The organism is Alkalihalobacillus alcalophilus ATCC 27647 = CGMCC 1.3604, from assembly GCF_000292245.2.
Classification (GTDB): domain Bacteria; phylum Bacillota; class Bacilli; order Bacillales; family Bacillaceae_D; genus Alkalihalobacillus; species Alkalihalobacillus alcalophilus.
Window position 1 is genome coordinate 1 of sequence record NZ_ALPT02000089.1, and the last position, 16318, is coordinate 16318.

Annotated in this window: 13 protein-coding genes and 2 CRISPR repeat arrays; of the genes, 12 read left to right on the forward strand and 1 reads right to left on the reverse strand. The window is 40.0% G+C overall.

The genetic code is table 11. The features are described 5' to 3' along the window. The first annotated feature begins 4 nt into the window (after positions 1-4). Positions 5-371: a CRISPR direct-repeat array (repeat unit 32 nt; unit sequence GTCGCACTCTATATGGGTGCGTGGATTGAAAT). Between the two features lie 498 nt (positions 372-869). The 11 genes from BALCAV_RS17725 (at position 870) to BALCAV_RS17775 (ending at position 12667) form a co-directional block, all read left to right on the forward strand. Beyond that, positions 870-1922 (forward strand): ring-opening amidohydrolase, encoded by a 1053-nt coding sequence (locus tag BALCAV_RS17725; RefSeq protein WP_003323436.1) that lies wholly within the window; start codon positions 870-872, stop codon positions 1920-1922. After that, positions 1919-2920, forward strand: coding sequence for an amidohydrolase family protein (locus tag BALCAV_RS17730; RefSeq protein WP_003323435.1), 1002 nt, complete (start codon positions 1919-1921; stop codon positions 2918-2920). The genes BALCAV_RS17725 and BALCAV_RS17730 overlap by 4 nt, the downstream gene beginning before the upstream one ends. A 30-nt stretch (positions 2921-2950) precedes the next feature. Then, positions 2951-3784 (forward strand): ABC transporter permease, encoded by an 834-nt coding sequence (locus BALCAV_RS17735; protein WP_003323434.1) that lies wholly within the window; start codon positions 2951-2953, stop codon positions 3782-3784. Position 3785: 1 nt separating this feature from the next. Then, positions 3786-4580 (forward strand): ABC transporter ATP-binding protein, encoded by a 795-nt coding sequence (locus BALCAV_RS17740; protein WP_003323433.1) that lies wholly within the window; start codon positions 3786-3788, stop codon positions 4578-4580. Between the two features lie 25 nt (positions 4581-4605). Further along, positions 4606-5664: an ABC transporter substrate-binding protein gene (locus BALCAV_RS17745; protein WP_003323432.1), complete on the forward strand. Its 1059-nt coding sequence runs from the start codon at positions 4606-4608 to the stop codon at positions 5662-5664. A gap of 110 nt (positions 5665-5774) precedes the next feature. Continuing rightward, the gene (locus BALCAV_RS17750) at positions 5775-6410 is read left to right on the forward strand and encodes a cysteine hydrolase family protein (protein WP_003323431.1); all 636 of its coding nucleotides are present in this window, start codon (positions 5775-5777) and stop codon (positions 6408-6410) included. A gap of 6 nt (positions 6411-6416) precedes the next feature. Next, positions 6417-7661, forward strand: a complete 1245-nt coding sequence (locus tag BALCAV_RS17755) for an amidohydrolase family protein (protein WP_003323429.1) — start codon at positions 6417-6419, stop codon at positions 7659-7661. Between the two features lie 22 nt (positions 7662-7683). Next, the gene (locus BALCAV_RS17760) at positions 7684-8868 is read left to right on the forward strand and encodes an amidohydrolase family protein (RefSeq protein ID WP_003323428.1); all 1185 of its coding nucleotides are present in this window, start codon (positions 7684-7686) and stop codon (positions 8866-8868) included. 23 nt (positions 8869-8891) lie between these two features. Beyond that, on the forward strand, positions 8892-10544 hold the full coding sequence (locus BALCAV_RS17765; RefSeq protein ID WP_003323427.1) for a PucR family transcriptional regulator: 1653 nt from the start codon (positions 8892-8894) through the stop codon (positions 10542-10544). Between the two features lie 34 nt (positions 10545-10578). Further along, positions 10579-11769: an amidase gene (locus BALCAV_RS17770; protein WP_003323426.1), complete on the forward strand. Its 1191-nt coding sequence runs from the start codon at positions 10579-10581 to the stop codon at positions 11767-11769. A 25-nt stretch (positions 11770-11794) separates the two neighbouring features. Then, positions 11795-12667, forward strand: a complete 873-nt coding sequence (locus BALCAV_RS17775) for a fumarylacetoacetate hydrolase family protein (protein ID WP_003323425.1) — start codon at positions 11795-11797, stop codon at positions 12665-12667. A gap of 930 nt (positions 12668-13597) precedes the next feature. Further along, a CRISPR array of direct repeats spans positions 13598-14030; the repeat unit is 33 nt; unit sequence GTCGCACTCTATATGGGTGCGTGGATTGAAATA. A 614-nt stretch (positions 14031-14644) separates the two neighbouring features. On the opposite strand, the gene BALCAV_RS17785 is transcribed toward BALCAV_RS17775, so the two are convergent. After that, the gene (locus BALCAV_RS17785; protein WP_003324711.1) at positions 14645-14893 is read right to left on the reverse strand and encodes a type II toxin-antitoxin system prevent-host-death family antitoxin; all 249 of its coding nucleotides are present in this window, start codon (positions 14891-14893) and stop codon (positions 14645-14647) included. 549 nt (positions 14894-15442) lie between these two features. Between BALCAV_RS17785 and tnpB the strand changes: the two genes are divergently transcribed. Beyond that, positions 15443-16318, forward strand: an 876-nt coding sequence (gene tnpB, locus BALCAV_RS17790; protein WP_040324193.1) for an IS200/IS605 family element RNA-guided endonuclease TnpB, incomplete at its 3' end; no start/stop codon positions are given.

Consider the following 16318-nt stretch of genomic DNA (forward strand, 5'->3'; position numbering starts at 1 on the left):
TGTAGTCGCACTCTATATGGGTGCGTGGATTGAAATCTTGCGGACGAGATTAAAGAGTACCACGGTCAAAAGGGTCGCACTCTATATGGGTGCGTGGATTGAAATAAAAAGGCGATACGTTTACGTCTATTGCGGCGCAAGTCGCACTCTATATGGGTGCGTGGATTGAAATCAAATGAAATAATTAAAATAGATGGACTACGAGTTGTCGCACTCTATATGGGTGCGTGGATTGAAATAATATTATCCGGAAGGGTGTGCATCTCTTGATTTCGTCGCACTCTATATGGGTGCGTGGATTGAAATAAAAGTGTATTCTCCTCCTTTTTTGTTTTAACTGTCGCACTCTATATGGGTGCGTGGATTGAAATCATTACATCAACCTCCAATTAACAATAATTATAGTCGCACTCTATAATGAGGAAACTCATCCTGAATATGACGATATGTTGTTATGGGCTGAGAAAGATACAGGTGGTCGGAAGTTTGATCCAGATTATTTTTATAAAAATGAAATAAATCGGAAGCTGAAAAGAATCAAGTGTTAGTGACATACAATGAAAGTAATTCCCTATAATGGAAGTACCTGCCCTGATTACTGTGGAGTTTATTATTTAGAGTTTAACTTAATCGTTCCCCCCAAGCACATGTCGAATCCTGCATGTGCTTTTTTGTCTTGTTTTGAATCTTGTTCGAGAGAAAATGTAACGAGAGTGTGGATGGGATCTGACTATGGGCGATAAAATTAGCGAAAGTAACTAAAAAGATTTCGTTTTTATTGTGAATAAACAACAATTACTCATGCTTTTCTGAATGCTAAGATTAAATTAACTTAAAAACACGAAATATTCAGAAAAGGGGTTTGTCGAATGAACTATCAATTAATTCGCTGTGATATGGAGCATCCTGGTGATGTTTCAGCTTTAGAAAAATTGTTAAATGAGGAACGAGTTCAGGCAGAGGATATTAAAGCGATTATTGCTCAGACGGAAGGAGATGGATATTCAAGAGGGTATGCTACGTTGGCTTTTCAGATTCTATTATCAGAAAGGTTGAACATTAGTCAACAAGAGGTGTTTGATACGATTCCGATGATGATGATTGGAAAAACGGGTGGTTTGATGACTCCACATTATACTCTTTTTATTAAAAAGGAGAAGGGAGAATCCAACCAAACAGGAGCAGAAAAACGGTTTGCATTTGGGGTCGCTTCAACGCCGGTTTTAAAAAAGGATGAAATTGGGACGCTAACCCAGCTCGATTTAGTAACAGAAGCGGTTCAAAAGGCGATGTTAGAAGCGGGGATTGAATCGTTGGATGATGTGAAATGTGTTGAGGTGAAGGCCCCGTGGGGCGTAGGGGGGACCCTTTCAAAAGCAGCGTCGGCATTAGGGGCAGCTGTTGCCTTACAAGAAGTAAATCGAGAAGACATTAGAGAAGACAGTCTCAATCAAGACCATTCTCTCTACTCGAACAAAACGTCTGTATCTGCTGGCCAAGAGCAAGTGGCGGCAAGAGTGATTGTCATGGGGAACTCGAAAGCTTCCGAAAGTGATTTGTATATTGGAGCCGGTGTGATGGAGGATGGATTGGATTTAAAGGGCATGCAGGCTGCGTTTCAAGATGCGGGACTTAAAACAGATTCTTTCTTAACGAATGAACAACAGGAGCAAGTCGTGAATGTTTTTGTCAATGCTGGGGCTGATGCGATTCAAACGGTTCGTGGTAAACGGCATACGATTCATACAGACGCCTTAGCCATGCATGCCGGTATCGTTGCAAAAGCGGTAGCGAATGCTGTTGTCGGCAGTTATGTTGGGGAAACCCGTATTTTATGCTCGGCTGGTTCAGAGCATCAAGGACCTCAAGGAGCCAACTTAATTGCTCCAGTTGTACGGGTTACGGAAGGGGGACGCTCATGAACTATTCGGGCTGGAAAAACTATCATGCACATATCGATAAAGGGTTTTTAATCCCACCAAATTCGTATCAAGATGAACCGGCACCGATTAGGGCGGAATGGACAAGAAATGCAAAAGTTCTGTTGTCCAAAGAAGAAATTAAAGTAGCGGCTTCATTAGCCCTTGAAAAAATGCATAAGTACGGTACGACGTATGTGAGGACGCATGTAGATGTCGATCCGTTGTTTGAATTACGAGCAGTCGAGGCGCTTCTTGAAGTCCAGCAAGAATGGAAAGACAGGTTGGTCCTTGATCTCGTTGCTTTTAATCAAGAAGGTTTTGAGCGCTTTCCGGAGACAGAAGTTCTTCTTCGTGAAGCAATTAAGATGGGGGTGAATGGGGTTGGTGGCCATACGAGTATGGACCAAGATGGAAAAGAACATATCGATAAAATCATCGGTATTGCCGAGGAAGGAAACCTTGACTGGATTGAATTCCATACAGATGAAACCGGAAGAGCGGATGACTTTAATCTGCCCTATTTAGCCAAGGTCACAACAGAAAGGGAATTAAAACATAAAGTGACGGCGATTCATTGTTGCTCACTCGCAAATGTGGATGACAAGGTGGCACTCGATACGATTGAGGCGGTGGCGAAATCAGGAATGACCGTTACGACATGCCCGACGGCGATTGCGACACGCTCTTTAACTAGAGTGAAAGAATTGGCAAAAGCAGGGGTTCCGATTCAACTTGGTTCCGATAATCTAAGAGATTATTTTAACCCACTAGGAAGTGGAAATATGCTTCAATATGGCCAACTCCTCGCGTATGTTTCTCGTTTTTACGAGTTAAAGGAAATTGAGCAAATCATTAGTTGGTTGAATGCTGAACCAGAGAATGAACGAGTCAAGCAACAGTTAAGTCAATTGGCCATCCATCTATCCTATCCAATAAAAACGAATACCGACTTACTAGCTGAGGCACCAGCACCGCAACTGATTGAGGCCGTTCGTTAAGAATGAAATGAAATGTAAGGAGGAATAACCATGCAGTCAACCAAAATCAAAATGGCAAATATGAGTCAAGCGGACACGATGATCAAAAAAAGGAAGGTTCAAATTCCACAATTTCTCTGGTCGGTGCTGACCTTAATCGGACTAGGGCTTTTATGGCAAGTTCTAACGGTGTTGATGGATATCCCAAGCTATATTCTCCCTTCACCGCTTGAAATCATCAGCAAATTTATAAGCGATTTTAGTCTCATTTTCAGTCACTCCCTTACAACTCTTTCAGAAGTACTTTTAGGGTTTGGATTAAGCTTACTAGTCGGGGTTCCACTGGCGATTTCGATTGTGTATTCCCGTTATTTAGCATCTTCTTTTTATCCAATTATTATTGCGATTCAATGTATTCCAATGGTCTCGGTTGCTCCTATTCTTGTGATCTGGTTTGGGTACGGTTTGGCGACAAAGGTGCTTCTCGCGAGTTTAATCTCCTTTTTCCCGATTGTGATTAATTCGGTTGTCGGATTCCGTTCCCTTGATTCGGACATGCATGACCTTGGTCGCTCGATTGGCATTTCGGAATGGAAAATCTTTTACTACTTACGACTTCCGAACGCTTTGCCTCATCTTTTTGGTGGCTTCAAGGTCGGGATAACGTTAGCCGTAGTTGGGGCCATTGTCGGGGAGTTTGTCGCGTCAGAAAGAGGGCTTGGCTATTTGCAATTAACGGCCAATAATCGTTTAGATACGGTGATGGTTTTTGCGACATTGTTTGCTTTAGCACTTCTTGGGATGATGTTATTTTTTGCCGTACATCTTGTAGAGCGGTTCGTGATGCCTTGGTATAACGCGACAAAAGCGGAAGGGAGCAAATAAGATGACGACGAAATTGGAACTGAATAATGTCGGAAAAATTTTCAATACAAAATCGGGAGACGTTCAAGCATTAAAAAATATTTATCTCTCGATCGAACCAGGGGAGTTCTTATCGGTTGTTGGTCCAAGTGGGTGCGGGAAAAGTACGATTATGAGAATCATTGCTGGACTAGAGAAACCATCTAGCGGAGAGGTCGTTATAAACGAGACTCCTTTGAAAAAAATAGCGGAAGGTTCAGCGGTTGTGTTTCAAAAAGACGTCTTGCTCGCGTGGCGGACAATTTTAGAAAATGTGTTGTTTCCTTTGGAAGTGAAGGGCATTACTTGGTTTCATCGTGAAAACCACCAAACCAATCGTTCGAAGGCTTTGGAATTATTAGAATCGGTTGGGTTAAAAGGTTTTGAAGATAAATACCCGCATGAATTATCAGGTGGCATGAGGCAACGAGTCTCGATTTGTCGGGCCTTAATTCAAGATCCAAAACTATTATTAATGGATGAACCATTTGGGGCACTAGATGCCTTAACGAGGGAACAGATGATGTATGACCTTTTAAAGTTATCCAATAAGTTTGGTTTTACGACGGTCTTTATTACCCACAGCATTGAAGAAGCGATTTTCTTATCAGATAAAGTGGTCGTCATGTCAGGACGACCGGGAACGATATTGAAGGAAATTCCGATTCGATTAAACCGTCCACGTAATGCACAAGCAAGAAGGCAACCGGCGTTTGATGAACATGTACAAGAAGTACGAACGATCTTTAAATCACAAGGGATTTTAGCTGAGGCCTAATTCAAAAATAATAGGAGGTACTGATATGGTGAAGTTCTTGAAAATGATGATGCTGGCTATTCTTTTTACGGTTGTGTTAGTGGCGTGCGGGGAATCAGAGTCGGCGACAACAGGAACAACGGAATCGGATGGAGAGCTCGTGGCTGAATCAACAATAGATGGCATTGGGGCACCTGAGACGACAGATGTTACGTTACGGTTGAATTGGAAGTTTAAAGGAGAATTTGCCCCGTTATTTGTCACGAAGGAGAAAGGTTTTTTTGAAGAGTACGGTTTAAATGTGGAGGTATTAGAGGGAAATGGGTCGGCATCGGTAATGCAAGCTGTTGCTCAAGGACAGGAAGAGTTTGGGATTACATCGACCGTTGAACCGGCTCAAGGATTAGTCGAAGGAATGCCAATTAAAATGATTGCTTCCTATATGAGCCGTTCCCCGTTTTTAATTGTGTCACACCCTGATTCGCCTGTTGAGACACCGAAGGATCTAGAAGGCAAGAGTATCTCGATTTCGATTTCATCTACTTTAACGAATGTTTTTCCAAACTTTCTGCAGAGCAATGGAGTGGATGAATCCAAAGTAAAATCATTACCAGTCGAAACATCGGCGAGAAATAGTTTGTTTTTAAATAAAGATGTGGAAGCAGTCGCTATTTTCTCAACCAATGAGTACCCCGTTTTTGAACAGCAAATGGGTGTTGAGTTAACGCCGCTTTATTTAGCCGATTACGGGTTTGATTTAGCGAGTCTGACGATTATTGGCAACGATAAGTTTATGGAAGAAAACCCTAATACCGTGAAACGTTTTCTAGCCGCTTTAAATAAAGGGTTTGAATACACATTTGAAAACACACAAGAAGCAGCCGAAATTTCTGCAGAGCTTTTCCCAGAGGCAACAGATGTGGAGACCGCGAAAGGACAAATTGAAAGATTAGAGGAAATCGCTTTATTTGATGGGGTTCCTTATGGGTGGATGTCGCCAGAAAACATGGAACAAACGCTTGATATTTTAGAAGAAAGTGACTTGATTTCAGAACGTTATGAACTTGAAAGATACTTTACGAATGAGTTTCTGCCACAAGACTAACGGAGAGTATGGAAGTTAGTAAACGGTTGACTGCTAAAAGTGAGGAATTCGGAAGCGACTGAAAGGGTATCATTGCCCTTTTGAGTCGCCTCTATAATTGGGGGATAAAAATGAATTATGATCCAGCGAGGCTTTGTTCGTTAAAGTCAGCCTTACTTATTATTGATATGCAAAATGACTTTGTCGCGGATGGCGGTGCATTTGAACAAGCAGGTTTTGATGTGACGCCTTATCAAATGCTTGAGCCGACTATTTACAACATGATGGAGGCAGCGAGAGAAAGTCAATTACCGGTTGTGTTTGTTTGGATGGAACATAATGACGAAAATGACGGGCAAGCGGCTTGGAAAGAGCGGAGAGTCGCCAAAAAGCATCCTTTTAGTTGTCGAGAAGGGTCATGGGGGAGTGAGCCGTACGGTCGGTTAACTCCAAGAGCTGACGAGAAAGTATTTAAAAAGCATCGCTACAGTGCCTTTTCAAATAACAGTCTTGAACATTACTTACAAAGTTTGCAAATTGAAACGTTGGTGTTATGTGGGATTAATACGAATGTCTGTGTAGAGTCAACCGCACGCAATGCTCACGAAAAAGATTTTCATATCGTCTTAGTAAAGGATGCAACCACTTGTGCTTATCGGGATGTATATGAAGCTTCTTTAAAAAATATAGAACGACATATTGGGGCTCTCACAACGAGTGAGGAGTGGATTGGTTTGATGAGAGATTTTCAAGCAGAAAAGAGCTGATACGGAATGGATATATTGTTTACTCGTTGTTTTAATCCAACTTTTCCAACTTGGATCGATATCGGAACTCGTGATGGAAAGATTGCCTATTTAAAGCCGTCAACAGAGAACCCTCCTAAGGCAGAAGAAGTCATTGATTTAGGTGGGAAATTATTGCTTCCGGGGTTGGTTGAGAGTCATATTCATTTGGATAAGGCGTATTTGTTAGAGCAATTAACTGGAGATGTCACGACACTACGTCAGGCAATTGAGAAGACAACCGAATTGAAGCACGGATTTACGGCAACCGATATTGAAGAGCGCTCGCTTCGAGTCATTCGTCAAGCTGTGGCCAAAGGTGTGACGAGAATGCGCTGTCATGTCGAGATTGATCCCATTAGTCGATTAATGGGAATGGAAACTACTTTAGCTTTGAAAGAGCAAGTGAAGGATAGCATTGACCTTCAAATCGTGGCCTTTCCTCAAGAAGGAATTTTTAATGACGAGGAAACAAAAGGATTGATGGAACAGGCAATGGAAATGGGGGCCGATGTCGTTGGGGGAATTACGTATAACGACCGTGACCTAGATAAGCATCTTGATTTTGTCTTTCGTCTAGCTGAGAAATACGGAAAACCTGTTGATTTGCACGTCGACTTTTCCGATAACGCGGATGAGTTAGCGATCATGGATGTGATTCGATTTACTCATCAGTTTGGTATGCAAGGTCGTGTGTCGGTTGGGCATTTGACATCACTTGGTTCTGTTGAAAAAGAGAAAGCGACATTCATAGCGAAGGAATTAAAACAAGCTGACATACAGGTTATTTCTCTTCCAGCAACCGATTTATATTTAAATGGCCGTGGCGATAAAGAGTGTGTGAGAAGAGGACTGACTCCGGTAAAGCTTTTACTAGAATATGGGGTCAAGGTGATTTACGGTAGCAATAATATTCAAAATGCGTTTACTCCTTTTGGAACGGCCGACCCACTAGATATAGGGTTTTTATTGGCCCAAACGAGTCATATGGGAAGGGAACAAGATGCTAGGCAATTAATCGATATGGTGACAAATGGTGCTGCCCGTTCGCTTGGATTTGAACAGTACGGGTTACAAGTAGGGGCTGAAGCGGATTTGATCGTTTGCCCAGTGATGGACATCAGAACATTGCTCTATACAAGGCCTGAAAGAGAGCGAGTGTACAAGAGTGGAAAACTTGTGGCCGAAACAACGGTACAAGTAACCAACCATTTGAAAGTAGCCACAACGTGATTTTTATGGAGGGTAGAGCGAGATGAAAACACATTGGAAGCAGGTCAAAATTGGGGAACATCTTTACAGACTAGAAATGGAAAATGGTTTCTTTACCGCTGTGGAACGAGATGATTCGAGCTTAGGAATAGGGGAGCGAGGGTGGAACGCTAAAGGATTGCTCTATTTACCGACATTATCTGATCGGCATTGTCATTTGGATAAGCATTTTATCGGAGAAACGTGGCGTTCACGTACCGCAATTGATACATTGCCAAACCACTTACGGCGAGAAAAGGAATTATTGGCCAGTCTACAAGGGGATGTGCTAGAGCGGGCAAGAACACTACTAAATATTATGTTACGTCATGGAACGACGAAAATTCGGACACATGTAGACATTGATCCAACTCTTGGCCTTGCTCATTTAGAAGCCATTTTACAAGTGCGAGAGGAATTTAAGGACAGCATTGAATTTGAAATTGTTGCTTTTCCACAACAAGGTCTCATTCGCTCTAAATCAATTGACATCATGAAAGAAGCGATGCAAATGGGGGCTGATCTTGTTGGAGCAGTGGACCCAGGTGGGTTGGATCATCAGATTGAGTCTTGTTTGGCTCACGTCTTTGAATTAGCGACCCAGTTTAATAAAGGGGTGGATGTTCATTTACATGACCCAGGGCATCTAGGTTTATATACGATCGATAGAATGATGGATAAGACGGAACAAGCTAGGTTACAAGGGCGTGTCGCTGTTAGTCATGCTTATTGTCTTGGTCAAGTAACAGAATCTGAGTCTAGGGAACTTGCTGAAAGATTAAAAGAGCAAAGAGTAGCGATCATTAGTAATGTTCCCATTGATCGCCCGATGCCGAATGTGCCGCAGTTAGCGGCATTAGGGGTCGATGTCCAAATCGGGACGGATAATGTTCTCGATTCTTGGTCTCCTTTTGGTGATGGTGACATGCTTAGGCGAATGAACCGATTGGCGGAACGTTTCCAGTGGATTGAAGACGATCAGCTCCTTGGAACCTATCGATTTGCAACTAAACAGTCGCTCGTACCACGTGTAGGTGCTCCGGCTGATTTTATGTTAGTGTCGGCGATGAATTTAGAGCATGCTGTTGCTTCTGTGCCACCGAGAGAGTTTGTTGTGGTTGCAGGAAAACTCGTCTATGAAAAAGAGCAGAAAGTAAGAGCTGCTTATGAAAGAAACCATCAACTTTAGAGCCTTTGTAGGAGAGGATAAAAATGGTTGAAGAAGTAGAAAAGAGAGGGCTCAGCATTGATGAATTGTTAAAGCTCGGACCACTGGAGGGTGCTGAGGTCGTTGCTGGAAATACAAACACAGATAAACTGATTAGCCGTGTCAACATTATTGGAGGGCCAGATATTTTAGATTGGGTTAGAGCGGGTGAGTTCATTATGACGAATGGATATCCATTTCGTGATAACCCTGATGAATTTGTGAACTTAATTGAAAGATTACAAGAGAAAAAAGTGGCAGGAATCGGGATTAAAGTGAGGAGGTTTCTCCCGACTATTCCTGAAAGTTTAATTGAGAAGGCGAATGAATTACATTTCCCGGTTATTCAGATTCCTCCCCACGCAATATTTTCGGATATCGTTCGGATCGCGATGGAGGAAGTGTTTAATAAAGAATCTGAGCACCTCATTACTCTTTATAATCGTGTCCAAGAGTTTACTGTACAAATCATGAAAGGTAACGCGATTTCCGATGTCATTTACGATTTAGAAAAGTTAATGGGAAACCCGATTATTGTTTATGATTTAGAAGGGAATATTATTGCTCCTTTAATAGAGGAAGTACTAGATTCGGGTGAAGTGTTTAAGGTCGCCGAGGACATTGAATCAAAGACGGGAACTGGCATCACAACGATCAAAATGAGAGATGAGACGTTTCGTTGCTATTCTACCCCATTAGCGAATGAAGGATTATTAAGCTATATTCCATTTATTGCATGTATCGAAACGAATTATAAATTAACAGAAGTAGATTGTTTAACGATTGAAAAGATTAGTTCCCTCTTAAACATGGAGTTAGCTAATATAACAGCTCGAAAAAAAATCGAGAAAAAATATTTGAATCAATTTGTTCAGGATTTGCTGATTGGAGATGTATTAACGAGTAGAGATCTAGAAGTAAGAACGAGTTCATTTGATTTAGCTTTACAAGATAAATGGTTTCAAGTTCTCGTTCTTGCCACTGAAAAACGAGACACTTTGACGACAGGAGAAGAGTTTCATTACTTTATGAAAAACGTATCAAGCACTCTTCATGGGAAGGTGCTTAGTACAATTTTAAATGATGAATATGTGTTCGTTGTTGTGGAAGAATCAAAAACGTCTCTTCGACAAACGATTAAAATCATTCATACCGAGTTAGAGAAATCTCCTATATTCAAAAAACACCAGCTCGATTACCGATTATGTGTTGGCGAACCTGTGCATTCAATGGAGAACATCACTAAAAGTTATCAACTTGCGGTGAATGTAAAAACCATTAGTCAGAAATTTATATTTAACGAAAGAATCATTACGTATAAAGATTTACACCTATTTCGCTTGTTGTACTTATTACCTCAAACTAAAGAAGTAGATGACTATCTAGATGAACTAATAGGCCCGCTAGAATCTCAACCTAAAAAAAGAGAAGAGTATATTGAAACGTTGGAAGCGTATTTTCAATCTAATCGTAATATTAGGAAGACAGCAGAACAGCTTTTTACTCATTACAATACGATTGTCTATCGAATTGAAAAAATATCTTCATTATTAAACATGGATCTTGAGAATGCAGAAAGTAGTTTAGAATTACAAGTTGCCTTGAAGTTACGAAAAATGCGGCAAAGTTCAGGGCTTATTAGTCAAACGAGTTATTAAATGAAATGAATGAAATAGGAAAAGGGGAGATCAGATGAACGATCAATGGAACGCATTTAAACACATCGGTGTAACAGGTGATGGCCCTAATAAAAAGGGAGCACTCAGTGGGGCGTCTTTTGCAGTTAAGGATGTATTTGATGTCAAAGGGGTTGTGACAGGAGCGGGTAATCCTGATTGGGAACAAACACATCTTCCTGCCACTACGCATGCAAAGGTGGTTGAGCAATTAATCAATCAAGGAGCCAAGCTAGTTGGGACAACACATACGGATGAATTAATGTTTAGTTTAAACGGAGAGAATGTTCATTATGGGACACCAGTGAATCCAAAAGCACCTGAGCGTATTCCGGGAGGTTCATCAAGTGGTTCTGCTGTCGTAGTAGCAGCCGAGCTTGTCGATTTCGCCATCGGAACGGATACAGGAGGATCTGTCAGAATTCCTTCGAGTTATTGTGGAGTCTTTGGAATCAGACCGACACATGGAGCGGTCTCAATGAATGGCGTCATTCCGCTAGCTCGTTACTATGATACAGTTGGTTGGATGGCCCGAACTCCAGAATTATTATATGAAGTTGGCACCCACTTGCTAGATCAAGTAGAAAATACAAATCCTTTTTCTAAAGTGATTATTCCGCAAGATGTTCTCGCCCTTGTTGATGAAAAATTGAAGGACCCATTCGCTAATATTGTTGAGCAATTCCAACAATCTATTAATCAAGTTGACTATATAACGCTTGCTGAAGGGAACTTGCAAAATTGGTTAACGACGTTTCGAACACTTCAAGGATTTGGAGTATGGGAGTCTCATGGAAATTGGATTGAAAAAGTGAATCCGAATTTCGGTTCTGACATCGCCGAACGATTTAAGTGGGCGAGCACGGTTACAGAGGAAGAGGCTGAAGAGGCACGATTAAAACGAGAGAAAATTCGTCAACATGTGCTAGAGCTACTTGGTGAGGATAATGTGATTCTTATGCCAACAGCTCCCGGTGTCGCTCCTTTATTACAAACAGAAGGAGAAGGACTTGAAGTGCAGCGAAACAAAACATTACAAATGACATGTATTAGTGGTTTGACCGGATTTCCAGAAGTTACTTTACCTTTACTGAACATAAATGGGACCCCTGTTGGATTATCGATTATTGCCGGTCCAGGGCAAGATTTACGCCTTTTAAATTGGGTCAAAAACAACATTACTCAACAAAGCGAACAAAAAATATAAAACGATTTTAAAAGGAGCGTAAAAGATGAAGCTAGCTACCTTGAAAATAAAAGATAAAGAAACAGCTGCTATTGCCAGAGATGATGGACTTGTCTTAATGGAAACTCTAAATGAAGTAGACAAAAAAAATTGGAATACGAGCCTTCTTGAAATGATTGAATCAGGTCAAATCGATGGACTAAAAGAGTGGTATAAAAATGGAGGGAAGGAGCGTTTGCATGATTGTGAGACAATCCCTTTTGAAAAAGCGAAATTTGCTCCGCTGTATCGACGTCCTCGAAAAATTTGGGGCGTAGGGATGAATTATTTGCAGGAAAGGCCAAATAAAAACGAAACATATCTTTCCCCTGTTAGTTTTATGAAGCCAGATACGAGCATTATCGGAATGGAGGACACGATTCAGATTCCAACAGGTTCAACCAATACAACAGCAGAAGCCGAGTTAGGCATTATTATTGGCAAGAAATGCGTACATATTGAAGAAGAAGACGCAAGTCAATATGTATTAGGATTTACAACCGTTCTTGATATGACCGAGGCAGATATTCATGCTGAAAATCAAAGATACCTCACCCGTGCCAAAAGCTTCGATACCTTTTTAAGTTTTGGCCCGTATTTATTGATTGACGAATACGAAGAGGTTCTTGATTTAGAGGTTTCGACAGTATTAAATGGGCGCTTAGAACATCAAAATGTTGTCGCCAATATGAGATATAACCCTTGGTATTTGGTTGCATTTCATTCAAAAGTTATGACGTTACTTCCTGGTGACATCATTATGACTGGAACTCCTGGTTCGGTCGTCATTAGAGATGGTGATGTGGTCGAGGCACATATTAGTGGAGCTCCTCCTTTGGTGAATCGGGTTAGAGGAGAGAAAATGAATGAGGTTAACTGATAACAATTTGAAAAAATATAATGAATAAAAAGCATTGGGAAAGCTCCAGTGCTTTTTATTTTGGCATGCTTAATAGATTTAACAACAAGTGTAAAAAGGAGGAAAGAAGTTATGATAAATAATAATCATAAAAAGTCGTTAAGGACCTTATTCTTGACGACTTTTTAAGTAATTAAAAAACTTTCACTAAAGATTAACCCATTCTATGTTTTGGTATCATTTTCATAATTATCTAGCATATGGATGGGCGAAACGAGTACAATATGTATATAGTAATAGAGCGAATTTGGGAGGTCATGATGTCAGGCTTATTTCTTGTAATAATAATATTAGGCTTAGGTGCAGTTGCGTCACTTATTGCTAATTTATACAAGGGAAATCGCTATAGATTAAACATGATTATCTGGGCAATTATTATAGTCATTTTTCTCTTGCTTTGGTATTTTAGGAATTAAATTACGTTTGAAGTATTCTATTTACAATGATTATCCAGAACATGTAAGGTTACTCAAGTTTTAATGTTAGAAATGATAGGTAAATAGCTGGAGCTTATAATAAAGGGAAAGAGGAGGGTGAGATATCAAGTGGGAGGAAGGTAAGACTTATTTTCTGACCCATTTGTGCTGTGCTCTGTTAAAAAATATGAAAATTATTGATGAGTTAAGCTAGGTGGCATTTTGCTGCATTATTTTGTATCCGTAAAAGCTGGTCGGTGCGAACCGGAAGCTCTCATAAAATCCCTGGGAGATTCGCACTGTATAAGTAGTTTAACAAAAACGCTTGTATGAAGTAGTTTAATAGTTAAACATAGATAGAAATTAACTTTTTTAAAGGTCTTTTTTAGAATGATTAACGTTTAACTGCAGAGGTTCGCACTTAAAGGTGCTTGAAGTGTTGATGTATATAGCTTCAAGCTTCAAAACCTCCGCTGTCGCACTCTATATGGGTGCGTGGATTGAAATATTCCGAAAGATGATCCGAAAAGAAACGATAAAGGCGTCGCACTCTATATGGGTGCGTGGATTGAAATAGCCGCTAGGTGGGCCGACTCGACCGCCAGTAACGTCGCACTCTATATGGGTGCGTGGATTGAAATATATGCTGCATACTCTAACCTTTTTAATGCCTCAAGTCGCACTCTATATGGGTGCGTGGATTGAAATAAGTTGATTACCAAAAATTACGATAAGTCTATAGAGTCGCACTCTATATGGGTGCGTGGATTGAAATAGTGGGGAACTGAACTAGTGCGTAAATTTGGAGAAGTCGCACTCTATATGGGTGCGTGGATTGAAATGCCCTTTATAGGATCGATATGTTCTTGGACTGCGTCGCACTTTATATGGGCGTGTGGATTGAAATGTTTCATCATTATCAGGATCTTGTGATTGACCTGCCTCACTCTACGAAAGCCTTTAATATCGATTAAAGGCTTTTCGGAATTGTTAACGGAGCCTGTATTAACAAAGGCGTAGAAGAAAGAATCTTTAGCTATTATTAAAAAGAAAAATGACCATCTCACTGTGATGGTCGATTCATTCTGACTTTTTAACGACTTAATTAGTTCCTCAATGTTTAGGCACAAAAAAGACACCCTAATTTAGAGTGTCTCGTCAAATTTTTGCATTTTAAAGGTATCACTGTTCTTTATTTGAATGCATATCTTCATTAAATAATAACTTTACATAATCTCTTCTTGAATATAAAATTCGATAAATGGATACATGAACATCATCATATTTATAAAAAACAATGTAGTTTCCACTGATTAGATATCGATAATCTGTTTCAATATGAATCTTTGATGATAACTTTACACCTAACATTGGATAATTTTTAGTTTTTTGTAACTCTCCATGATATTTGAAACTACATTAAGAGCCGCAGTCGGATTATCCAGTTCCTTGGTGATATATTCCTTAATTTCAAACAAGTCTTGTTTAGCAACAGGGTTAATTCTCAACTCATACATATTGGTTAAATCCCCAGATCACCCTCAACTTGTTCTTCAGTTAGCCACTCATCACCAGTTTTTATTGCTCTTTCAGCTTCCATAAGGTTTGAAAGCAGTTTAATCGTAGCTTGGTTCTTCTCATATTCTTCAATATCGATAATGGCATATTTACCTCGCCCATTTTTAGTTAAAAAAACTGGGTCACCTACAGCAATGTCCTTTAAAACTTCATTGTAATTTCTTAAATCTGAAACAGGTTTAATATTTGGCATAATATCAACTCCTTTTGTTGCATTTATTATACCAGTATTTAACTTAAAATAATACGTTAAATTCAACAGTGAAATAACTCCGAATCCTTTTGAGAATTTTTTCTATTTGGTGGTTACAACAATATAGTTCACATATTCCACTGTATGTCGGGAAAAGCACGATAGCATTTTTAAACGTATGTTGTGAATAGTTTTTTTCTAGAGGATTATGCAATTGGAAAGCAAAGAGCTCTCGCTAAAGATTAATCCATTCTATACTGTTGTTTTATTTTCCGAATTATCTAACATATGAAAAGGCAAAACGAGTACAATATAAATACTAATAGCTCGAATTTGGGAGGTCATGATGTCAGACTTATTTCTTGTGATGATAATATTAGGCATAGGTGCAGTTGCGTCATTTATCATTTCCCGACAGAAGACTCCCTCTTCCATCGTGTGAAGGGAGAAGCCCAACGATAAGGGGGAGATGAATGGCGGTTGGCGGTAGCCAAAGAGATTCTTGTTAGGGTATAATAAGAACATACATTCCTATCTGAGGTGAAAACAATGCTCATCAACAAAGCATACAAATTCCGTCTCTATCCAAGCAAAGAACAAGAAACCCTGATTGCTAAAACCATCGGCTGTTCTCGTTTTGTATTCAATCGCTTTTTAGGACAATGGAACGATACCTACCAAGAAACAGGCAAAGGGTTAACGTATTCTTCTTGTTCGGCTGAATTAACGCAACTAAAAAAGGAATTCGTATGGCTAAAAGAAGTGGACAGCATTGCCCTTCAATCCTCCCTGAAAAATCTTGCCGATTCCTTTACTCGATTCTTCAAGAAACAAAATAAAGCTCCGCGCTTCAAATCAAAAAAGAATCAGGTACAATCCTACACCACGAAAGTAACAAATAGCAACATTGCCATAGGAAACAACAAAATTAAATTGCCGAAACTGGGTCTTGTTCGCTTGGTCAAAAGTCGTGAGGTTGAAGGACGTATTCTGAGCGCTACAGTCAGACGAAATCCAAGCGGAAAGTTCTTTGTATCCATTCTAGTCGAAACAGACGTACAGCCCTTGAAAAAAACGGATTCATCTATCGGTGTAGATTTAGGCATCACGGACTTTGCGGTTCTTTCTGATGGTCGTAAGATTGACAACAATAAGTTCACATGCAAAATGGAAAAGAGACTAAAACGTGAGCAGCGAAAACTTTCAAGACGTGCGTTAAATGCTAAAAACAATGGTATGAACCTTCTTGATGCCAAAAATTATCAGAAACAAAAACGTAGAGTTGCTAGATTACACGAAAGAGTAATGAACAAACGTGACGATTTCCTTCACAAACTAAGTACAGACATCATCAAAAACCACGATATTGTCTGTATCGAAGATTTGAACACCAAAGGAATGTTACGTAATCATAAGTTAGCCAAA